The following is a 22,005-nucleotide window of genomic DNA, read 5'->3' on the forward strand; positions in this document are numbered from 1 at the left end:
CCCATTGATCGACGCCCGATCCCGTGATTTGACTTGGCCCAATCGTCAGAAAGGGCAAGCCCATGAACCTGTTCATCAATGGCTTTGGTCGCATTGGCCGCTCGGTCTTGCGGGCGGCGCTGAAGGGGGCAGCTCCGGGCGCAAAGATTGTCGGCATCAACGACATCGCAGCGCCTGAGATGTGCGCCTATTTGTTTGAATTCGACTCGGTTTTCGGGCCTTGGCCGGGGCAGGTCAGCCTTGATGGCGCCGTTTTGGTGATCGACGGTCTATCGATCCCGCTGCACCGCACGCCGGATGTTTCCAGCCTTGCGTTGAAGGGCGTCGATGTGGTGCTGGAATGTACAGGCCGCGCCGATGCGCGCGAGATGGCCACGCGCGGCCTGCGCGGGGGTGCCCGTAAAGTGCTGATCTCTGGCCCGTCAAAAGCCGCTGATCTGACCGTGGTTTTGGGCGCGAATGATGCGCAACTTAGCACCCAGCAGATCGTGTCCAACGCCTCTTGCACCACCAACGCTTTGGCGCCCTTGGCCCGGTTGATCCACGAAAACTGGGGCGTGGTGACGGGTTCGATGACCACGATTCACTGCTATACCGGCAGCCAGCCCACCGTTGACGCCCCCGCCGCCGATTTCGCCCGCTCGCGCGCTGCCGCTTTATCAATGGTGCCGACCACGACTTCGGCGCAGCGCCTGCTGGATCAGGTCTTGCCACAGATCGCGGGCCGGATTGAAGGCTCGGCAGTCCGTGTGCCAACCGCTTCGGTGTCCGCCGTCGATCTGGCGGTGATGACCGAACGCGCAACCACGGTGGCCGAGGTCAACGCGGCGCTAAGCGGAGCAGGCGGGGTAATCGGATCAACCCTGAAAGCCCTGGTGTCAACCGACCTGCGCGCCCGCCCGGAAAGCATTGTGATGGCCTTGCCGGAAACCCGCGTCACACGCGGCGGCATGTTGCGGGTGTTCGGCTGGTATGACAATGAATGGGGTTTTTCCAACCGAATGCTGGATATCGCAACCCGGATGGCGCAATGCTGAAAGACTTTTTCACTATCGGGCCGACCGATGACGGCGATGTGGTGACGGGGCATTATTACGAAGTCGCAAGCCCCGATCCCGCCCGCGCGCAAGTCTGGGTCTATAGCTCCGCACTGTCCTACAGCCCCGGCGAAACCCTTGTTCTGCACGCGATGTCCAGCGCACCCGAAGCGCAACTGACCATCGCTCGAGACGGTCTCACCCCCGAAAATCTGCTGCAAACCACCCTCGCCACGACCTTCGCCACCACCCCGTTTGACGCCTCAGAAAACGGCTGCCACTGGCCAGAAGTTCTCCGCCTGCAAATCCCGCAAGATTGGCAAAGCGGCGTTTACATCCTAACAGTCACCATTCCTGGTCATTCCTCGCAAGGCTTGTTCGTCCTCAAACCCCTGAAATCCCGCGCAAAAATCCTGATGCTGCTGACGACGGGCACATGGTGCGCCTATAACGACTGGGGCGGATCGAACCACTACCAAGGCCTGACTGGCCCGGCCATGGGTGACTTCGCCCCGCATGTCAGCACCCAACGTCCGTGGGCGAAGGGCTTCGCCGCTTGGCCCGATGACGCCCCACGCATCCCGCACGCATCGGCCTTGCTCACCAAGCCGCGCTACCCGCATATGGACTACGCCCGCGCCCGTGGCATCTCAAAGAAATACGCATCTTCCGGCTGGGCCGCGTTTGAGCGCCCCTTTGGCTTGTGGTGCGAAACCCAAGGTATCCCGCTGGATTACACCACCCAACACGACCTGCACCGCGATCCCGAAGCGCTGAATGGCTACGACCGCGTGTTGATCGCAGGCCATGACGAATACTGGACTTGGGAGATGCGCGATCACCTTGACGCATGGGTTGAAAAAGGCGGCCGTCTCGCCCGTTTCGCCGGGAATTTTTTCTGGCAAACCCGGCTTTCCGACGACCTCACCACCCAAACCTGCTTCAAAACCACCGCTGAAGCCGCCGATCCCTTGGCCCAGACCAACCGCCTCACCAGCTACTGGGACCACCCGCAGATCCAACGTCCCGCCAGTGCCACCATGGGCCTGACCGGATCGGCAGGCGTCTATGCCGGATGGAGCCGCTGCGCTGCCCACGGCGCGGGTGGTTTCGCGATCTACCGCCCCGAACACTGGGCGCTGGCGGGGACGGGCCTCGGCTATGGTGACGTGCTGGGCGCGGCATCAAAAATCTTCGCTTATGAGGTCGACGGCATCGACTATACCATGCGCCACGGCCTGCCATTTGCCGCCGAAAACACCGGCCTGCAAGGTGATCTTACCATCGTCGGCCTCTCTCCCGCGACAACGCTGTCGCATTCCACCGGCCCGCACGACCGCGACCGCTTCATCGGCACAGGCGACGCAGAAGACCTTGCCCTGCGGCTTTACGGCGGCATCACCCCGGAAAACACCGCCCGCGCCGCGCGTGGCAATGGCTGCATGGCCGAATACCGCAGGGGCAGGGGGGCGGTGTTCAATGCCGCATCCTGCGAGTGGGTCGCAGGCCTGATCGCCCGTGAACGCCCGGTCGAACAGGTCACCCGCAATGTCCTGCTGGGCGATTGGGCATGATCTATCTCTGCCGCCACGGCCAGACCGAATTCAATGCCATCGGCCGCCGCCAAGGTCAGGTCGACAGCAACCTTACCGCAATGGGGCAAGCGCAGGCCACGGCCATGGGCCGCCGCCTTGCTAGCCTGAACTTGGCAGATTTTCGCATCTACGCCAGCCCCTTGGGTCGCGCCCACCACTCCGCCCGCCTGATCGCAGCCGAACTCGACAACCCGGACATCACCCTTGACCCCCGCCTGATGGAAATCGGCATGGGGTCATGGGATGGCAAAACCGATCTTGAGATCGACACTGCCCACCCCGGCCTACGCGCCTCTGTGCCACCCGAGGCGTGGTGGTTCCACTCCCCCGATGGCGAAACCTACGCGGTCTTCGCCGCCCGCCTTGCCACCGCGCTGCAGGATATCCAATCCGGCCCCACCCCAGTGAAAATCATCGTCGCCCACGCCGTCGTCAGCCGGGTGATTCGCGCGCACTGGGCAGGTCTGACCGAGGCCGACAGCCACAGGCTCCCTGTCCCACAAGACGCCTTCTTTGCCCTGACCGAAGGCAATACAATCACCGAAATCCCCGCATTGGGGCCCGCTTAGGTCATCCTCTCTGCTCAAATATCCTCGCCGGAGGCCTCTGCAGTTTCGGCCAGTGCGCCCTACCAAGCCTTAAGCACCGCCTCTAAGTTATCCCCCAACTCGGGGCATAAATATCCGCCCTCTTGCACGATCACCACAGCCAGCCCCATCGCCGCCACTGCCTGCCCAATCGCCGCAAAACCCGGCGTGGTCACCGACAGCCCGGCAAACGGATCGCCCTCGAACGCATCCAAGCCCAGCGCCAGCACTAGGGTATCTGCGCCCCAAGCCTGCACCCTTTCAATGCCCTGCGCCAGCGCGCCCAAGAACCCCGCATCCCCAGTGCCCCGCGTCAAAGGCAGGTTCAGGTTGGCACCCACGCCCGCACCCGCGCCAAACTCCTCGGCATAACCCCAGAAGAACGGATAAAATCGTTCTGGATGCGCGTGCAGCGACACCGTCAACACATCGCCCCGCGCATAAAACATGCCCTGCGTGCCGTTGCCGTGGTGCAGATCGACGTCCAAAATCGCCACCCGCCGCCCGGCATCGGTCAAGCGTTGTGCTGCAATCCCCGAGTTGTTCAGATAGCAAAACCCGCCCGCAAGTTCAGCAAAAGCATGATGCCCCGGCGGGCGGCACAACGCGTAAGCCGAACGCTCGCCGCCCAACACCAAATCGGCCGCATGCACCGCTGTTTGCGCCGAAGCATAGGCGGCCCCCCAAGTTTGCGCCGAAATCGGACACGAGGTATCGGTCATGTGAAACCCAGCCTGACCCACCGCTGACAGCGGATAGCCATCCAATCGGCTGGCCGGATGCACATTCGGAATGACCTCAGCCGAAGCGCCCTCAATCCGCGTCCACCGCGCGTATATCCCCTGCAAGAACGTCACATACCGCTGCGGATGCACCGCCAAAATCGGCGCCAACCCGGCATCCGGGGCCTGAACCACAGCCCCCTCCATCCGCCGCACAGCCCCCAGCAAAGCATCCACCCGCGCGGATTGTTCCGGGCAGGGCTTGCGCGCGCCGGAGGACAGGAAAAACTGCGGATCGTGCGCGCGCTGCGCGTCGTCAAACACCGTGATCATGGCTGCATCAGGGCTGTCAGGCCCTCTCCCTCAAGAATATATGGGTCCGAGGCATCGCGCAGCGCAAAGCCCAGGGTTTGATAAAATCCTATCGCCAAGATATTGCTGCGCTTCACCATCAACGCCATGAACGCGGGCTGCCAATCTTGTGCTTCAGCCAAAGCCGCGGCCAACAAGCCGCGCCCCAGTCCCTTACCGCGCGCGGCGTGATTGAGGTAAATATCCTGCACAAACAGCCCCACCGCCCCGCGCCAACTGGAATATTCCGGCAGGAATAGACAGAAACCCAGAGCGATCCCGCGCTCCTCGACCAGCACCACGCGAAATCGCGGGTTGGCACCAAAGCCATGCTGCACCAGCGCCTCTACGCCGCCGCCAATCGCGCCACCCTCGGCCACTGCCATCTGGGACAGCATCGCATGGACCAGGCCCGCATCACCCGCCACCGCCAACCGATACGAGATCAAAACCCCACCTCGCTTGCACCCTTCAACCCCAGCATCACCCGTGACTCATCGGGTGAGGCAACAACCCGGCCCAGCCCCTCAACAATCCCCCGGATCTGTCGCACCTGCGCGGCGTTTGACCGCGCCAACACGTCTTTTGACAGGTAAAGATTGTCCTCCAGCCCCACCCTGACATGCCCGCCCATCGCCGCCGCCATCGCCGCCATCGGGATCTGATTGCGCCCGGCCGCCAGCACCGAAAACTGATAGCTGTCGCCAAACAACCGATCCGCCGTGCGCTTCATCAGCATCAGCATATCGGGGTCCGCCGCCATGCCACCCAGCACGCCAAACACAAATTGGACGAACAACGGCGCCACAACAGCCCCGCGATCCACAAAATGCTTCAGCATGTAAAGGTGGCTGACATCATAGCATTCAAACTCAAACCGCGCGCCGCGCTGCGTACCCATCTCATTCAAAACAAAGGCAATATCGCGCGGGGTGTTCTTGAACACCAGATCGTCCGAGCCTTCCAGAAACGGCTTTTCCCAATCATATTTCCACGCGGTGATCTTCGCCGCCATCGGATACAGCGCGAAATTCATCGACCCCATGTTCAGGCTGCACATCTCGGGCCGAAACTGCATCGGAGCCGCCAGCCGCTGCGCCAACGTCATCACCGCTGACCCACCCGTGGTCATGTTCACCACACCGTTGCAGCCCGCCTTGATCGCCTCTAGAAACCCCGCCCAATGCGCCGGATCGCTGGACGGTCGCCCGGTTTCCGGCACCCGCGCGTGCAGGTGCAAAATCGCAGCCCCCGCCTCGGATGCCTCAATCGCCTGCGCCGAAATCTGCGCCGCCGTTACGGGCAGAAATTCCGACATCGACGGCGTGTGGATCGACCCGGTGATCGCACAGGAAATGATGATTATTGACATGAAGCCCCTCCGCAGCCGCTACCCTGCCACGAAGCCAATCCCTTTGCCAGAGCGTGGTCGCGGCAGAAAATTCCCGCCGCGACCGATCCGTCAACTGAACGCCCGCTTCACCCTTGGCACGTTCTGCAACACCAGAAAATCGAGCAACACCACCGCCACCAGCGTCAGCCCCAGCATTGGAAACGCCACGGAAAGCACCAGTGCAATCACCGCCACGCCGCGCAACGGCACGCCCGCAGGCATCGGAGGTGCTGCCAATCGCAGCACACCGCTCGGGCGGCGCTTCCACCACATCACCACGCCACTGACACAGACAAACACCACGACCCCGCAAAACCCGATGTTCGCCACCACATTCCACAGCCCCAACTGCCCCTCATGCAGCGCGATGCCCACCGCCATCGACTTTGCCGCCAATCCGTAATCGGCGAACCCCACGCTGGCCAAAATCTTGCCGGTGTACTGATCAATATGCACGGTGCGATCCGTCGTCGGGTCCGGCCCATCATAGCTGTTGGAATCCTGACTTAACGTCCAAACTCCGGCCTCATCGGCTGGCAAAGCCACCTGAAAGCGACCCTGAAATCCAATCGTCCGCCCCAAAGCCACGATGTTTTCCAAGCTGACAGGAACCCCCATCGCCAGGCCCGTCACCCCGGCCTCCGATCCTGACATAGGCATCGGAGTCTGCTCCAACCCCCAAGGCACGGTGTCATCGGCGGTCATGTTCATGTCCTTGTGCCGCTTATCCGACAGCGGCACATTGTCCCATTTCGCCGCCGGAAAGGTGGACCAAGCCTGCACATAGCGCTCGCCCCAAATCCCGGTCCAAGCGAGGCCCGAGATCAGGAAGAACACCAGACCCAGCGAAATCCAGAACCCCAGCACGCCATGCAAAGACTTCCACCAAGCCCGCCCCTTGGCGCGCAAATCCGGTAGCAGAAGGCTGCGCAAACTTGCGCCATTGCGCGGCCAGACCAGATACAGCCCGGTGATCACCAAAAGCAGCCCCAGCGAGGCCGCAATCTCGACCAACCGATCACCCAGATCGCCAATCAACAGCGTGCCGTGGATGTCATTGGCCAAAGTGTACCATGTCGCGCCGTTCTCGGTGTCACGCAGCACCACGCCTGTATAGGGGTCCACAGCGATCATCCGCTGGCCATCCGCCAGATCCACCCGGTAAATCGCCGGGGTCGCCGCATCATGTGGCGCGATGTATTGGCCGATCTTGCCCTCGGGATGCCTCGCCAGCGCAACGCTGGCCTGATCGGTCACGCTGAGGGTTTGCGCCTGCGGCGCAACCGCCAGCCGCTCGCCATATTCCGGGGCGATGGCAGTAAACCAGACCATCACAATCCCAGTGATCGCCAGCATGATCAGAAAAGGGATCACATAGAGTCCGGCGTAAAAGTGCCAGCGCCAGACCGCGAAGTAGAGTTTATTCACGCCCGAAGGCGCAGTCGAAGTGTCAGACATAAGGGATCATCCCAGAAAAAAGCCAAGAAAACGGGCAGAGCCCGCAGGTTGCGCTTAGATCAGGAAGTTCGGTGGCCCCCGCGCAGGTGGCACGCGGGGTTGGTGGGCGCTGGCATCCGCCAAGGCCACATCTGGCCAAACCACGGCGACGGGTTCCAGTTGCTCCGAGGGCAGGGCGACGACGGGCGGCAGTTCCACCGCCGCAATGATCCGACAGGCAGGGCAGGGCGGTTGCTCTTTCGCGCCGTGATCCGCCGCACTGCCATCATGGCACAACTCTGGCAATGTGCCGTCCGGCATCGCATAGGCGCTGAGATCGACCGGATCGTGCAGCGCCATGCGGTGGCCAAAGCCCAACACACCCAAGGCGACTGCCAAAAGCAGCACTATCACATTTTGGGTAAATTGGCGGGCAAAGCGGCTCATGCGTTGTGGCTAACCGATCACAGGGCCGAAGATCAAGCCGCCCAACGCTGCGATAGCGGGCTTTCTTTCCGCCCCGCGCCGCCTAAGCTGCGGGCAAAACAGGAGGCCCGCTATGTTCTTCACCGAAACCCCGGAATGGTCGGCACTCGGGGCCAGCATCACCTCGGCTCTGGTCAATCGGCACGCAGCACAAGGGCTTGATCCTGAAAGCTTCGGCCTTGTGCTGATCACCCAAGGCGCGGAGGGCCCGGAAGGCTTTGCCCATCGCGGCGATATTGCGGTCTACCCCTGTTCCTTGGTGAAAACCTTCCACCTGATCCATGCCCTCGCGCTGTTGGAGGACGCCCGCATCGCCCCGCATGGCGAGATGGACCGCGCCTTGCGCGATATGATCCGCTGGTCGTCGAATGGTGCCACCAACTACGCCATCGACTTGATCACCGGCACCACCGGAGACACCTTGTTACACGGCGCGGAATATCTTGATTGGGTGAACAAGCGCGAACGCCTCAACCGTTTCTTCTGGGTGCTGGGCTGGGAGGAATGGCAGGGCTGCAGCATCGCGCAAAAACTGATGGACGACACCCGCTATGGCCGCGAGGCGCAGTTTGCCGGAGCCGACGGCGCGCATCTCAACCGCCTCACCCCGCTCGCCGCCGCACGGCTGCTGTGGGAGTTGTTTGACGGCACCCTGCCGGTGTCGCCGCCCTCAAAGGCCCGCGCGCAAGCGATCTTGCAGCGCGACAAAGCCAGCCCAGATGCCACAAACCTGGCTTATCAACTGGCGGAATATCTTGGCGGCGATTTGCCAGAGCAGGTGCAGATATGGTCGAAAGCCGGGCACAATCTATGGACGGGGGATGCCAAAACCAGTTGGTTCAAACATGATATGATCCGCTTGCAGGCAGAGGGTCGCAAGCCCTTGATCATCGTGCTGACCACGCAGGGGCAGGGCATGGCGCAAAGCCATCCGCAAAGTTTCCCCCAGATCGGGCGGTTGATCTGGGAGATGACCGAGGACATCATTCGGCTTTGATCTCTCACTTAGCCGCCCCGGACTTGATCCAGGGCCTCTTGCTGGTCTCCATCGTGTCGAGGCCCCGGATCAAGTCCGGGGCGGCTGTGTGCAGGTGGGCGATGACCGCAATAGTCTTCAGCCAATCACCCGTGCCAACAAGCCCTGCCAGTTGCCCCACGTCAGTCTCTCGGTCAGCGACGCGCCATAACTGGCCTCAAGCGCTGCGGTCAATTTCGGCAGTCCGCTCGCATCGCTGATAAAACTCGGAATCATTGTACCGTCGAAATCCGATCCCAGTGCTACACCGTCCTCGCCCAAGCGCGCCAGCAGGTGATCAAGGTGGCGCAGCATGTCTTCGGGGCCTGTCGCCGGATTTTTGATCCCGTCCGGGCGCAGGAAAGCGCAGCCAAAGTTCAACCCCACCAGCCCGCCACTGGCCTTGATCGCCGCCAACTGCTTGTCGGTCAGATTGCGGGTGGATGCTGTCACCGCGTGCGCATTGGAATGGGTGGCAACCAGCGGCTTGGCTGAAACCCGCGCCACATCCCAAAACCCGGCTTCATTCAGATGCGACAGGTCCAGCAGCACCCCCAAGGCGTCACATTCCTGCACCAGCCTGATCCCGGCCTCGGTCAGTCCCGGTCCGGTATCTGGGCTGGCAGGGAAATTGAACGGCACGCCATGGCCGAAAATGTTCGGGCGGCTCCACACCGGACCAAGGCTGCGCAAGCCCGCCGCATAGAAAACATGCAAAGCGTCCAGATTTTCGGCAATCCCCTCAACGCCCTCAATATGCAAGATCGCTGCAATCGCCCCCGCGGCACGCGCGCTGGCGATCTCGGCCACCGTGCGACACAGCCGGATCGCATCTGGCCGCGCGCGCTGCATGCGCAGCAGAATTGCGATCTGCTCCAGCGTTTGCCGCTCTGCCCGCGCCGGATCTATCGCCGGGAATTCCCGGTAAGTCGCCATCGGATCAGGCCCGGTTCCCGGTTCTCCGCCCACCCAAACCGCGAAAAAGCCACCTGCAAAGCCCCCCGCACGGCATTTCGCCAGATCAAGGTCGCCGTCGCGTCCGCGAAAGAATGCCTCACCCGAGAAGGATTTTTCTGCCCATAGGCAGGACAGCAGATCATTGTGCCCGTCGAAGATTGAAAAGTCTGACATTTTGCCATTTCTGTTGTGAAACTGCCCAGTGTCGCCAGTTTCGCGCTGCAAGGCGCTGTTGACAAGCCCGCATGAAAGTTGCCCAATCGGTCAGGAAATACCCCGAGGCTCAGCGAGACTCAGGGACGGCAATGAAAAAACGATGATAAAACAGGGAGTCTGTCATGCTACTTGAACCGACGCTGCGCCGCGTGGGCGCTGTTGCGATTGCTGCTTTGATGCTGGGCACAGCCCCCGCTGCGCTGATGGCCGAAACCCCAGCCGATACGCTGGTGCTGGCAGGGGCCATCGACGATATCGTGTCGCTGGACCCGCACGAAGCCTATGAATTCTCCGGCCTCGACGTGGTCAACAACACCTATGACGGTCTGGTTGAGATCAACCCGGCAACGCTGCAAACCGAACCGGGTCTGGCCGAAAGCTGGTCGGTGGCCGAGGATGGCCTGACCTACACCTTCAAGATGAAGGCTGGTGTGACCTTCAGTTCCGGCAATCCGGTGACAGCAGAAGCCGCCGCCTATTCGCTGCAACGCGCGGTCAAGCTGAACAAAACCCCGGCGTTCATCCTGAACCAGTTCGGTTGGACGGCGGAAACCGTCGATGCGATGATCACCGGCGCGGGCGACACCCTGACCATCAAGGTTGACAAGCCCTATGCGCCGACTTTCCTGTATAACTGCCTGACCGCAGGTGTGGCCTCGATCGTCGATGCCGATGTGGTCAAAGCCAACGAAGTCGTCACCGATGGCGTCTCGGATCTCGGCAATGAATACCTGAAAACTCATTCGGCAGGCACCGGTGCTTTCACGCTGAGAAGCTTCAAGCCGAATGAAGGCTATGTTCTGGAAATGCGCCCCGGCTACTGGCGCGGCGATGCCAAGATGGCCAAGATTTTCATGACCCATGTGCCAGAAGCCGCGACCGAGCGTTTGCAGCTTGAAAAAGGCGATATTGATGTCGCCCGCACCCTGACCCCGATTGATGTCGCTGGGATGGCTGGCAATGCTGATGTCGCCATTCAAGAAGACGTGGGCGGCCAGATCTATTACCTGTCGTTCAACCAGAAGAACGAAAACTACAAGAACGCCAAATTCCTTGACGCGATGCGCTATGCTGTTGATTATCAAGGCATGGCCGACACATTCATGAAGGGCGCCGCCGTCGTTCACCAAAACTTCCTGCCATCTGGCTATCTGGGCGCGCTGGATGACAATCCTTATTCGCTCGACATTGAGAAAGCCAAGGCGCTGGTAGCGGAATCTGGTATCACAGACCCCACGATCAAACTGTCGGTGCGCAACGCCGCCGACCGGATGGATGTGGCGCAGTCGATCCAGAACACCTTCGGCCAAGCGGGTATCAAGGTGGAACTTAGCGTTGGAGAAGGTGCTGAACAGCTGAAAGAATACCGCGCCCGTCAGCATGATGGCACGCTGCAAACCTGGGGCCCAGATTATCCTGATCCGAACACCAACTCCTCGACCTTCGCCGAGAACCCCGACAACTCGGATGCTGCCAACAACACCGGCTATCTGGCTTGGCGCAACGCCTATGATCCCGGCGAGATGACCGCGGAATCGAAGGCCGCCGTGCTAGAGCAAGATCCGGCGAAACGCGTTGAAATGTATGCCGCTTTGCAGAAGAAATTCCGCGAAACCGCACCGTTCATCGTGATGTTCCAGCAAGCCCGCCAGACCGGCGTGCGCGCCAACGTCAAGGGCTTCTACACGGGCGGCGCGGTTGACTCGACCGCCTATTGGCTTGTGACCAAGTAAGGCATGGGGCGGCCCTGCAAGGGGCCGCCCGTTTTCCATGACCAGCACCCCCGCTCCGCCTTCGCGCCTGATCCCGTTGCTTCGCCAAATCGGCGGCACGGTTGTCACGCTGTTTGTCACCTTTCTTGGCCTGTTGATGGTGACCTTCTTCATCTCCAACGTGATCCCGGTTGATCCGGTGCTCTCGATCCTTGGCGAGCGCGCCACCGAAGCGCAGATGGAAGAAGCCCGCGAGCGGTTGGGCCTGAATGAACCGCTGTGGAAGCAATTCGGCATCTATGTCGGCAACACGCTGCAAGGCGATCTCGGCACCTCTATCCGCACCCGCGAGCCTGTGCTGCAAGAAGTCAGCCAACGCTTCCCCGCCACGCTGGAACTCGCCACCCTCGCCACCATTCTGGGGGTGCTTCTGGGCGTGCCTGCTGGCGTTATCGCCGCCACCAAACCCGGCAGCTTTTTCGACCAATCCACCCGCCTGATCGGCCTGATGGGTTATTCGATGCCGGTTTTCTGGCTTGGCCTGATGGGGCTGCTGCTGTTCTACGGCCAACTCGGCTGGGTCGGCGGCCCCGGACGTCTCGATGCAGGCTATCAAATGTCACTCGACTTTGAACTCACGCAATACACCGGCATGATCCTGCTCGACACCGCCCTGAACAACCGCTGGGACATGTTCGCCAACGCGTTTTCCCACATCATTCTGCCCGCAGGCATCCTCGCCTATATCTCAATGGCTTATATCAGCAGAATGACCCGCAGCTTCATGATGAACGAACTCGGCCAGGAATACATCACCACCGCCCGCGTCAAGGGCATGCCCGAGCGTCGGGTGATCTGGGTCCACGCGCTGAAAAACGTCATGGTGCCGCTGATCACGGTGATCGCGCTAAGCTACGCCTACCTGCTGGAAGGCGCCGTGCTGACCGAAACCATCTTCGCATGGCCGGGACTTGGCAGCTACATCACCGATGCCCTGATGGTCGCCGACATGCCCGCCGTTCTGGGGGGAACCGTCGTTGTCGGCATCGCCTATATCGGGCTCAACATGCTGTCAGACCTGCTCTACCGCCTCGTCGATCCGAGGGCACGGGTATGAGCACACTCACCACATGGCTGCGCGACCCCAACCCCGCCTCGCGGATGCAATCGCGTTTGGGCCAAAGCTACCTCAGCTGGCTGCGCCTGCGCCGCAACCCGCTCGCGATGATCGGTCTGCTGATCACCGCCGCCCTGCTGTTCGTGGCGATCTTCGCGCCGGTCCTTGCCCCGCATGACCCAATCACCCAAGAGCTTGGCCGCCGTCTGCTGCCTCCCGGCACCCCCGGCAACATCCTTGGCACCGACGATTTCGGCCGCGATATCCTCAGCCGCATCCTCTACGGCAGCCGCATCACCCTCTATATCGTGCTGCTGGTGATCCTGACCGCCCCGGTGGTCGGCCTGATCATCGGCACCGTCGCGGGCTATTTCGGCGGCTGGGTCGACACCATCCTGATGCGGATTACCGACATCTTCCTCGCCTTCCCCAAGCTGATCCTCGCCCTTGCCTTAGTCGCCGTCCTCGGCCCCGGCATGGAAAACGCCGTCCTCGCCATCGCGCTGACAAGCTGGCCACCCTACGCCCGCGTATCCCGCGCCGAGACGCTCACGGTCCGTAATTCCGACTACATCGCCGCCGTTAAACTGCAAGGCGCCGGACCCATCCGTATCATCTGGGGCCATGTCATCCCGATGTGCCTGCCTTCCGTCATCATCCGGGTCACCCTCGACATGGCAGGCGTCATCCTCACCGCCGCTGGCCTCGGCTTCCTCGGCCTTGGTGTGCAACCGCCGCTGCCAGAATGGGGCCTGATGATCTCCGCAGGCCGCAAATTCTTGTTTGAGCAATGGTGGGTCGCCACCATGCCCGGCCTTGCCATCTTCATCGTCTCTCTGGGCTTCAACCTGCTGGGTGACGGCCTCCGCGACGTTCTCGATCCGAAAAGCGCCAGCAAATGAGCCTTCTTTCCGTCAAAAACCTCCGCGTCACCTTTGACACCGAAGCAGGCCGGGTCGAGGCCGTCCGCGGCGTCTCGTTCAACCTTGACCGCGAACGCCTCGGCATCGTCGGCGAATCCGGTTCCGGCAAAACCATGACAGGCCGCTCCGTCCTCCGCCTGATCCGCCCACCAGGCAAGATCGAAGCCGATGAGATGACCTTCGACGGCATCGACCTGATGAAAGCCTCTGAAACCCAAATGCGCGCCCTTCGCGGCCCCCGCATCGCCATGGTGATGCAAGACCCGAAATACTCCCTGAACCCGGTGATGAAAATCGGCGCGCAGCTGACCGAAGGCCTGCGCCAACGCGACAAAGTCTCCAAAGCCGAAGCCTATGCAAAGGCTGTCGACGCGCTGAACGCCGTGCAAATCCGTGACCCGCAGCGCGTGATGGAAGCTTACCCGCACGAACTTTCCGGCGGCATGGGCCAGCGCGTGATGATCGCGATGATGCTGATCCCCAACCCCGACCTGCTGATTGCCGATGAACCCACCAGCGCCCTCGACGTCACCGTCCAAGCCGAAGTCCTCTCCATCCTCGACAACCTCGTGAAAACCCGCGGCATGGGCCTGATCTTCATCTCCCACGATCTCCGCCTCGTCGCCCGTTTCTGCGACCGGGTTTTGGTGATGTACAAAGGCAAAGTCGTCGAAGAACTTGCCGCCAAGGATCTCATGCACGCCAAACACCCCTACACCCAAGGCCTGCTCAACTGCCTACCCCGCATCGGCGGCAGCCGAGAACCGCTGCCAAGCCTAGACCGCGACGCAAGTTGGGCGCTGTAAAATGCTGATAGAAATCGAAAACCTCTCTGTCACCTTCACCGCCCAAGGCCGCCTCGTCCGCGCAGTCGAAAATGTATCCCTCAACGTCAAAGCTCAGGAATCCTACGGCCTCGTCGGCGAATCCGGTTCCGGAAAATCCACCATCCTGCGCGCCATCTGTGGTCTCGCCCCGATCTCGGGCGGCACCATCCGCATCAACGGCAAACCGATCACCCACGACCGCGCCTTCTCGCGCAAAGTCCAAATGGTGTTCCAAGACCCCTACGCCTCGCTCCACCCCCGCCACACCATTGACCGCACCCTCAGCGAACCCCTCGCCATCCACGGCCTGCCGCTGACCGATGCTGCGATCACAAAGGCGCTCACCGATGTCGGCCTGCCGCCCAACTTTCGCTTTCGCTACCCGCACCAACTCTCCGGCGGCCAACGCCAACGCGTCGCCATTGCCCGCGCTTTGATGCTGCAACCCGAAATCCTGCTGCTGGACGAGCCGACCTCCGCCCTCGACGCCTCCGTCCAAGCCGAAACCCTCAACCTGCTCAGCCGCCTGCGAACCGAACGCGGCCTCACCTTCCTGATGGTCTCCCACGACCTCGCCGTGATCGACCACATGTGCGACCGCATCCTTGTGATGCAACATGGCAAAGCCGTCGAAGAGCTGACGCGCGACGCCCTTGCCACCGCGCAAATGACCACAACCTACGCCCGCAGCCTGTTCGCCGCCTCCGCCGACCGGATGCTCGAAGGCTAACCCAGCCCGGCTTTCATACTGGTTCAAATACTCCACGGGGGTCCGGGTGTGTGACCCCCCCCCCCGGCGCTTCTCACGAAAACAAAGGCTTCAAAAATGTTCCCCACCTTCGATGGCCACAACGACCTGCTGCTGCGCCTGCACAACCACCCAGAAAACCGCGAAGCGATCTGGCTGACCGGTGAAGGCAAGGGCCACCTCGACCTGCCCCGGATGCAAAAGGGCGGCTTCAAGGCTGGCTTTTTCGCCATTTACATCCCGTCGCCCGCCGCGCACGACGCCCCCGACTACATGGCGCAGATGGAAAACCCACCCTTCAGCCTCCCGCTCGGCACCCTGATCACCGAGCCCGAAGCCCTTCCTATCGCCATGTCGATGGCCCGCCAATTCCTGTGGATGGAGCGCAGCTCCCAAGGCCAGTTCAAACTCTGCACCACCACCGCCGAAATCCGCGACTGCCTTGCCACCAACACCATCGCAGGCATCCTGCATATGGAGGGTGCCGAAGCCATCGATGCCAACCTCGACAACCTCTACGCCTTCCACGCCATGGGCCTGCGCTCCTTAGGCCCGGTCTGGTCGCGCCCCACCATCTTCGGCCACGGCGTCCCGTTCGCCTTCCCCTCCGGCCCAGATACGGGCGAGGGCCTGACCGAGGCCGGAAAACGCCTGATCCGCGCCTGCAATGATCTGCAAATCATGATCGACCTCTCCCATATCAACGAAGCAGGTTTCAACGATGTCGCCCGCCTGTCGGACGCGCCCCTCGTCGCCACCCATTCCAACGCCCACGCCATCACCCCCAGCAGTCGCAACCTCACCGACCGCCAACTCCAGATGATCGCTGAGTCCAAAGGCATGGTCGGCCTGAACTTTGCCACTTCCTTCCTGCGCCGCGATGGCAAACAATCGGGCGATATGGGCTGGGAAGACGTGCTGGCTCATCTTGACCATCTGCTGGAACACTTGGGCGAAAACCACCTTGGCCTCGGCTCCGATTTCGATGGCGCGACCCTTCCGAACGGCATCGGCGACGTCACCGGCCTGCCCGCCCTGCAACAAGCCATGCTCGACCACGGCTATGGCGAGGCCTTGATGCAAAAGCTTTGCTACGACAACTGGCTCGCCCTGCTGGACCGCACTTGGGGCGCATAATGTGGGGTGGGGTTCCACCCCACCGAACCCCGGCATAAGTTGGGGTAAAACCCCACCCTACCCAAAAGGCCCGCCGATGTCCAAACTCGCTCTTGTCACCGCAGGCCCCTCAGCCATCGGCCATGCCCTTGTCACGGCGCTTGCAAACGCGGGCTATGACATAGGCTTCACCCACCTAAACCAACCCGAAGCCGCCCAAACCCTGATCACTGCCGTCGAAGCCGCAGGCCAACGCGCCCACGCATGGGAATGCGATGCAGGTGACCAAATTCAAACCACCCGCTTCCACACCGAGGCCGCCCTGTGGGCCGATACCGCCCCAAGCGTCATGGTTAACAACGCAGGCGTCCAAACGTGGTCCAGCCTCCTCGACCTCAACCCCGAGGATTGGGACCGCACCATCGCCACCAATCTGCGCGGCACCTTCCTCAACACCCAGGCCGCCGCGAAAGCCATGATCAAAGCAGGCCAACCCGGCGCGATCATCACCCTTGGTTCAGGCTGCAACAAACTCGCCTTCCCGAAACTGGTTGATTACACCACCTCAAAGGGCGGCATCGAGCAATTCACCAAGGTCGCAGCGGTAGAACTCGGGCCCCACAACATCCGCGTCAACTGTATCGCCCCCGGAGCCATCGCCACCGCCCGCACCGCCGCCGAGGCCCCGGATTACGACGCCACTTGGGCCCGGGTCACACCCTTGCGCCGCGTCGGCACCCCGCAAGACCTCGCCGGGCCGCTGCTGTTCCTGATCTCCGATGCCGCCGCTTTCGTCACGGGTCAAACCCTCTGGGTCGACGGCGGAGCGTTCAGCCAAGCCAACTGGCCCTATGAGACCTAATCCGCTAAATTTATCTAAAATTTGCTTTCAAATAGGCCCAAATACTTCCGCCGGAGGCGCACCTTTCAACTAGAACGCCCCTCAATCGCCCCGCGCACCGCATCGCGCACATGCGCCGCCATGAAATCGGTGAACAGCTTCACCTTCGGGTCTTTCAACCGCCGATGCTGTGACAGGCTCGACAGCTGCGTCGGCAACGGCGGCGTCGCCACCGCCACAGGCACCAGCGCGCCCGAGCGCAAATGATCCGCCACCTCAAACACCGGCTTCATCACAATGCCGCGCCCATCCAGCGCCCAGCCGGTCAGCACATCGCCATCGTCACTCTCAAACGGCCCGGTGATCTCATAGCGCCGCACGCCGTCAGCCGTCTGCAACGCCCACTGAAATTCCTTCGCGCCGGGAAACCGCAGGTTCAGACATTCGTGCTTGTCGCCCACCAAAGCCGCGCCATCCAAAGGCATCCCCCTCCGCGCGATATAGGCCGGGGCAGCGCACAAAACCCGCGGGCAATCGGCAATCAGCCGCACCTTCAGCGTCGAATCCTCCAAAATCCCCAGATGAAACGCCACATCCAGCCCCTCAGCCGTCACATCAATGATCCGGTCCGACAGCCGCAGCCGCACATCAATCTGCGGATAGATGTCCTTAAAAACAGGCACATGCGGCGCAATAAACCGTCGCCCCACCCCCAGCGGAGCCGACACAAAGATCGTCCCCCTCGGGTTTTGTGTGACATCCATCACCGCAGCTTCGGCCTCGTCAATCGCCTCTAGCACCTTCTTGGCACCCTCAAAGAAAATCCGCCCATTCTCGGTCGGCTGCAAACTGCGGGTGGTGCGCGAAAACAGCCTTACCCCCAGATGCTTTTCCAACTCGGATATCCGCGCCGAAGCCACCGCAGGCGAGGTGCGCTGATCCCGCGCCGCCGCCGACATGCTGCCCAACTCATACACCCGCACAAACATCTTGATCGTGTTGACATAGGACATTTTCGCGCCAATCTTGAAAGTATTCCCCGGTTTTTCAGGATTAACAGATCAATACCGCCCGGTATACCCTGCCGAAAACCAAGATAGCCGAGCACAAACAGGAGACTGCCGATGTATGACTGGGTTGTGCTGTGGGAATGGGTCGAACTCGCGGCGCGCTGGCTGCATGTCACCACCGCGATGGCGTGGATCGGCTCATCCTTCTACTTCATCGCCCTCGACCTTGGCCTGCGCAAAACCCCAAGCTTGCCCCCCTTGGCCCATGGTGAGGAATGGCAAGTCCACGGCGGCGGCTTTTACCACATCCAGAAATACCTCGTCGCACCTCAGATGCTGCCCGAACACCTCACCTGGTTCAAATGGGAAAGCTACACCACATGGCTGTCCGGTTTCGCTATGCTGTTTCTGGTCTACTATCTCGGCGCCAACCTCTACATGATCGACCCCGCCATTGCCGACCTCAGCCAAACCCAAGCCATCGCGATATCTCTGGGCTCGCTTGCTTTCGGCTGGATCGCCTATGACCTGATCTGCAAAAGCCGCTTTGGCGACGACAACACCCGCCTGATGATCGGCCTTTACATCATCCTCGTCGGCATGGCTTGGGGCTACACGCAGGTCTTCTCGGGCCGCGCGGCCTTGCTTCACCTTGGCGCGTTTACCGCCACCATCATGTCCGCCAACGTCTTCATGATCATCATGCCGAACCAACGTATCGTGGTCGCAGACCTGAAAGCAGGCCGCACGCCAGACCCAAAATACGGCAAAATCGCCAAACAGCGCAGCACCCACAACAACTACCTTACTCTCCCGGTATTGTTCCTGATGCTGTCCAACCACTACCCTTTGGTCTTCGCCACCGAATACAACTGGCTGATTGCTTCCCTTGTGTTCCTGATGGGCGTCACCATCCGCCATTGGTTCAACACCAAACACGCCCGCAAAGGCAACCCACACTGGACTTGGTTCGTCACGGTCGTGATCTTCCTGATCATCGCATGGCTCTCCACCGCGCCGATGCGCCACCGCCCCGAGGAAGCTGCCCTCAACGGCCCCGCCCTCATTTACGCCTCAGCCAAAGACTTCGATCAAATCGTCTCCATCGTGCAAGGCCGCTGCTCGATGTGCCACGCCGCCGAGCCGGTGTATGAGGGCATCTACTGGCCCCCGAAAGGCGTTGTCCTTGAAACCCCCGCTCAAATCGCAGCGGAAGCCAAGCGCATCTATCTGCAAGCCGGCATCACCCACGCTATGCCCCCCGCCAACCTCAGCTATATGGAAGACCCCGAGCGCGACACCATCCGCCGCTGGTTCCAATCCGCAGGCCAGGGCGGCCAAGACAGCTAATCGCGCGATAAGTAAAGGTCGCCCAAACCAAAGGGCGGCCTCTAAGCCGTCAGACCACCCAGGTCAGGCATCTGAACTCCTGCTAAAGCCATTCAACAGCAAGTAAAAACGCCCCTGCAGCCCGACGTGATTGCCAGACTATTGCTAAGGTCACTGTCACCGCGTAATAAATGAGTGAACCTGCTATGTTTGGAACATAAAATTTCACAAACTGAGTTCACATATTCATTTGTTCTCTTGACCTATAATCAAGCTGAAACGGTACGCGAAGCGGTTTTGGGGGCTCTTGCACAAAACTGCATGCCGTTGGAGATACTAATCTCGGATGACTGCTCTGCCGATGCGACGTTCGACGTTATCCAAGAAACTGTTGCCTCGTACGCAGGGCCGCATCGTGTTATTCTGAACAGGAATGACCGAAACTTAGGTTTGGCTGGCCATATCGACCGCATTCATGACTTAAGTCATGGTGATGTTATAATTGTGGCGGCCGGGGATGATATTTCATTGCCACAGCGAAGCGCCAGAATTATTGAGACCTTTGAAGCGAAGCAGCCGCTTCTGGTGTGTTCTTTGGCAAATGAAATAGATTTGTCAGGACAAAGGATATCAACGAAATATCGTACCGCGACGCTTTACAATTCTATAGATCCATCAGACGTTGCGGGATCGAGGGCGCTATATCTCGGGGCAACCGGTGCATGGCGCAGGACCTTGTACCAGAAATACGGAGCCATAATTCCTGGAGCTTATGAAGATCTAGTCATGGGTTTCCGTGCCGCCCTTGAAGGGAAAATAGCGGTCATTGATGAGGCCCTAGTAATTTACCGCGTCGGCGGCGGCATGGTGTCTTCAAGCATGGTAAGTGTTGATTTTTCTGGTTTATGCTCGGCCCAAATCCGAAAACTTTCGACATGGAAGGCCGTATTGCGACAGCGTGTCAAGGATGCGCAAACTTTTGGACTAACTCCGTCCTCACCAATCTGGGCAATACTCAGAACAGCCGAGAGTAGGGCTAATCTTGATTGGGCTTATTACCAGAACGATTTCGGCATTTTTCTGAAGCTAGCGTTTCGTAACCCCATATTGGCGATTCGCACATTGTGGACTGAGCGACGGCGCAAGCGTAAATTATCGAAAAAATTACGGAAGTAGGCTCTCAGGGCAATCAATTCAGAGAGATGTCGAGGAACTTTATGCCAAAAATTTCAGTCATAATCCCAATTTTTAATGGCGAAGCTTTCCTGTCGCAGACTCTTGAATCCCTTATAAATCAACAGTTCGCAGACTTTGAAGTGCTTTGCGTCGATGATTGCTCAACTGACAGAAGTCCTAATATTACTGGCCAATTTTCAGTGCGCGATGCGCGGTTTAGATATCTGCGAACGCCAACAAATCTGGGGATTGTCCCCAAGGTCATGAATTTCGCAGCCGCTTATGCGCAGGGTGACTACTTTGTTTATAGTTCGCAGGATGATATATTTTCGAATGATTGGCTGCAAAAGATGTATCAAGCCGCGGTAGAGACAGGCGCAGATGCCACTATACCCGACGTAGAGTTTTATTATGCTGGTGCCACAAAAAATCAACGAATAGTAGGAATAAGGGGGGATCGCTCTGTTCAGATAAGTGGTCGTGATGCATTTGTATATTCATTAAATTGGACAATACCCGGAAATGCGCTCTGGCGTATGGAATTCCTAAAAAAGACAGGTTTTTTTGATTTTGGAATGTTTGCGGATGAATATACAGTTCGGCAATACTTTTTGCTATGTAGAAAAGTTGTTTTTTGTGATGGCGTTTTTTTTTACCGACAGGATAATCCGGACGCGATCACAAAGAAAATCAGTCCGAAGCTTTTGGATGCCACTTATAATAATTTGATGCTTTGGCGGCTAACTATTGAAAATGGGTTTGATAAAGAGATTCACGCTGCCCAAGCGATTGCGACCATACGTTCATTGAAAAGGTCAAAAAAAATACTTTCCAAGTTGCCCGAAATTAGTAGATATTTGAGTGCAATTGATGTGTGTTTTGGTGATCTTGAGTCATTGTCTTTTAAGAAATCACTCAAGGCTGGGTTAGACAGCAACGCCAATTTTTCAAAAAGATTAATGTACCTACATTTTTGGCGTTCCAAACGTATGTTTTGTTTTGCCTTGTGGTTGTCGGTAAAACTGGTAGCGATTAAAGATATGCTGCGCAGACCCAAGGCAGTTTGACTCTGCATTGATCGCGGCTTATTCACCAAAATCTGGCCGTTGTGATTGCCTGAAAGTGCTTTAGATTCAGGCTATTAGATGAAAGCCACCGGCAGCATCAGACGCACGTACGGATAAAATATTAGAGGTAAGTGTCCGGTCTGACCGCTATCCGTTCCACCGCCACGGCAGCAGGTCATCGAGTTCACGCTGAACACCCCCCCACCGTTGATTTTGCGTTGAAACATTGTAGTTTTTCTCGCCATGGCCTGCAGGGTTTGTATAATTTTGGCTGAAACCCTGCAATTTCGGTTCTGCCATGAAGCATCGCCCACGCCTTCCGGAACAGGATGATCTGCTGCGT

The 22,005-nt window shown here is 59.6% G+C and carries 22 protein-coding genes; 14 read left to right on the top strand and 8 right to left on the bottom strand.

What is annotated here, in order from left to right; all coding sequences use genetic code 11:
- The first annotated feature begins 62 nt into the window (after positions 1–62).
- From Q7V03_RS01285 to Q7V03_RS01295, 3 genes are read left to right on the top strand one after another with little or no spacing between them, the layout of a single operon-like run.
- The gene (locus Q7V03_RS01285) at positions 63–1,037 is read left to right on the top strand and encodes a type I glyceraldehyde-3-phosphate dehydrogenase (RefSeq protein ID WP_304923808.1); all 975 of its coding nucleotides are present in this window, start codon (positions 63–65) and stop codon (positions 1,035–1,037) included.
- Positions 1,031–2,611 carry a N,N-dimethylformamidase beta subunit family domain-containing protein gene (locus Q7V03_RS01290; RefSeq protein WP_304923809.1) on the top strand — a complete coding sequence of 527 codons (1,581 nt, stop codon included), beginning with the start codon at positions 1,031–1,033 and terminating at the stop codon, positions 2,609–2,611. Before Q7V03_RS01285 ends, Q7V03_RS01290 begins: the two co-directional genes overlap by 7 nt.
- The gene (locus Q7V03_RS01295) at positions 2,608–3,201 is read left to right on the top strand and encodes a histidine phosphatase family protein (RefSeq protein ID WP_304923810.1); all 594 of its coding nucleotides are present in this window, start codon (positions 2,608–2,610) and stop codon (positions 3,199–3,201) included. Before Q7V03_RS01290 ends, Q7V03_RS01295 begins: the two co-directional genes overlap by 4 nt.
- Positions 3,202–3,260: 59 nt before the next feature.
- On the opposite strand, the gene Q7V03_RS01300 is transcribed toward Q7V03_RS01295, so the two are convergent.
- The 5 genes from Q7V03_RS01300 to Q7V03_RS01320 form a co-directional block, all read right to left on the bottom strand.
- Positions 3,261–4,274: a histone deacetylase family protein gene (locus Q7V03_RS01300; protein ID WP_304923811.1), complete on the bottom strand. Its 1,014-nt coding sequence runs from the start codon at positions 4,272–4,274 to the stop codon at positions 3,261–3,263.
- Positions 4,271–4,741 (bottom strand): GNAT family N-acetyltransferase, encoded by a 471-nt coding sequence (locus Q7V03_RS01305; protein ID WP_304923812.1) that lies wholly within the window; start codon positions 4,739–4,741, stop codon positions 4,271–4,273. Before Q7V03_RS01305 ends, Q7V03_RS01300 begins: the two co-directional genes overlap by 4 nt.
- On the bottom strand, positions 4,738–5,664 hold the full coding sequence (locus Q7V03_RS01310; protein ID WP_304923813.1) for a 3-keto-5-aminohexanoate cleavage protein: 927 nt from the start codon (positions 5,662–5,664) through the stop codon (positions 4,738–4,740). Before Q7V03_RS01310 ends, Q7V03_RS01305 begins: the two co-directional genes overlap by 4 nt.
- Positions 5,665–5,754: 90 nt before the next feature.
- Positions 5,755–7,143 carry a PepSY domain-containing protein gene (locus Q7V03_RS01315; protein WP_304923814.1) on the bottom strand — a complete coding sequence of 463 codons (1,389 nt, stop codon included), beginning with the start codon at positions 7,141–7,143 and terminating at the stop codon, positions 5,755–5,757.
- Positions 7,144–7,197: 54 nt separating this feature from the next.
- Positions 7,198–7,569 carry a hypothetical protein gene (locus Q7V03_RS01320; protein WP_304923815.1) on the bottom strand — a complete coding sequence of 124 codons (372 nt, stop codon included), beginning with the start codon at positions 7,567–7,569 and terminating at the stop codon, positions 7,198–7,200.
- Positions 7,570–7,681: 112 nt separating this feature from the next.
- On the opposite strand from Q7V03_RS01320, the gene Q7V03_RS01325 reads away from it, so the two are divergent.
- Entirely contained in the window at positions 7,682–8,605 is a 924-nt protein-coding gene (locus Q7V03_RS01325) for a serine hydrolase (protein WP_304923816.1), read from the top strand.
- A gap of 117 nt (positions 8,606–8,722) precedes the next feature.
- Here the strand turns inward: Q7V03_RS01325 and Q7V03_RS01330 are convergent, their stop codons facing one another.
- Positions 8,723–9,754, bottom strand: coding sequence for a dipeptidase (locus Q7V03_RS01330; protein WP_304923817.1), 1,032 nt, complete (start codon positions 9,752–9,754; stop codon positions 8,723–8,725).
- 164 nt (positions 9,755–9,918) lie between these two features.
- Here Q7V03_RS01330 and Q7V03_RS01335 point away from each other — a divergent pair, with 164 nt between their 5' ends.
- The 7 genes from Q7V03_RS01335 to Q7V03_RS01365 all read left to right on the top strand — a co-directional run bounded on the left by Q7V03_RS01335 (position 9,919) and on the right by Q7V03_RS01365 (position 17,101).
- Positions 9,919–11,529 (top strand): ABC transporter substrate-binding protein, encoded by a 1,611-nt coding sequence (locus Q7V03_RS01335; protein WP_304923818.1) that lies wholly within the window; start codon positions 9,919–9,921, stop codon positions 11,527–11,529.
- A gap of 37 nt (positions 11,530–11,566) precedes the next feature.
- Positions 11,567–12,625, top strand: coding sequence for an ABC transporter permease (locus Q7V03_RS01340; protein ID WP_304923819.1), 1,059 nt, complete (start codon positions 11,567–11,569; stop codon positions 12,623–12,625).
- Positions 12,622–13,527 (top strand): nickel transporter permease, encoded by a 906-nt coding sequence (nikC, locus tag Q7V03_RS01345; RefSeq protein ID WP_304923820.1) that lies wholly within the window; start codon positions 12,622–12,624, stop codon positions 13,525–13,527. The genes Q7V03_RS01340 and nikC overlap by 4 nt, the downstream gene beginning before the upstream one ends.
- Positions 13,524–14,354: an ABC transporter ATP-binding protein gene (locus Q7V03_RS01350; protein WP_304923821.1), complete on the top strand. Its 831-nt coding sequence runs from the start codon at positions 13,524–13,526 to the stop codon at positions 14,352–14,354. The genes nikC and Q7V03_RS01350 overlap by 4 nt, the downstream gene beginning before the upstream one ends.
- A gap of 1 nt (position 14,355) precedes the next feature.
- Positions 14,356–15,105 (top strand): ABC transporter ATP-binding protein, encoded by a 750-nt coding sequence (locus Q7V03_RS01355; protein WP_304923822.1) that lies wholly within the window; start codon positions 14,356–14,358, stop codon positions 15,103–15,105.
- Between the two features lie 96 nt (positions 15,106–15,201).
- Positions 15,202–16,260 (top strand): dipeptidase, encoded by a 1,059-nt coding sequence (locus tag Q7V03_RS01360; RefSeq protein ID WP_304923823.1) that lies wholly within the window; start codon positions 15,202–15,204, stop codon positions 16,258–16,260.
- Positions 16,261–16,336: 76 nt separating this feature from the next.
- Entirely contained in the window at positions 16,337–17,101 is a 765-nt protein-coding gene (locus Q7V03_RS01365; RefSeq protein WP_304923824.1) for an SDR family NAD(P)-dependent oxidoreductase, read from the top strand.
- Positions 17,102–17,166: 65 nt separating this feature from the next.
- On the opposite strand, the gene Q7V03_RS01370 is transcribed toward Q7V03_RS01365, so the two are convergent.
- A complete protein-coding gene (locus tag Q7V03_RS01370) occupies positions 17,167–18,093 on the bottom strand; it encodes a LysR family transcriptional regulator (RefSeq protein WP_304923825.1) in 927 nt (308 codons plus the stop codon).
- A 111-nt stretch (positions 18,094–18,204) separates the two neighbouring features.
- On the opposite strand from Q7V03_RS01370, the gene Q7V03_RS01375 reads away from it, so the two are divergent.
- From Q7V03_RS01375 to Q7V03_RS01385, 3 genes are all read left to right on the top strand, one after another.
- Positions 18,205–19,440 (top strand): urate hydroxylase PuuD, encoded by a 1,236-nt coding sequence (locus Q7V03_RS01375; RefSeq protein WP_304923826.1) that lies wholly within the window; start codon positions 18,205–18,207, stop codon positions 19,438–19,440.
- Between the two features lie 174 nt (positions 19,441–19,614).
- On the top strand, positions 19,615–20,595 hold the full coding sequence (locus Q7V03_RS01380; protein WP_304923827.1) for a glycosyltransferase: 981 nt from the start codon (positions 19,615–19,617) through the stop codon (positions 20,593–20,595).
- Positions 20,596–20,636: 41 nt separating this feature from the next.
- On the top strand, positions 20,637–21,662 hold the full coding sequence (locus Q7V03_RS01385) for a glycosyltransferase family 2 protein (protein ID WP_304923828.1): 1,026 nt from the start codon (positions 20,637–20,639) through the stop codon (positions 21,660–21,662).
- Between the two features lie 74 nt (positions 21,663–21,736).
- Here Q7V03_RS01385 and Q7V03_RS01390 read toward each other — a convergent pair.
- A partial coding sequence (locus Q7V03_RS01390) for a hypothetical protein (protein WP_304923829.1) occupies positions 21,737–22,005 on the bottom strand: 269 nt, incomplete at its 5' end.

Origin of the sequence: Cypionkella sp. (genome assembly GCF_030652235.1) — a bacterium.
Lineage (GTDB): Bacteria > Pseudomonadota > Alphaproteobacteria > Rhodobacterales > Rhodobacteraceae > Cypionkella.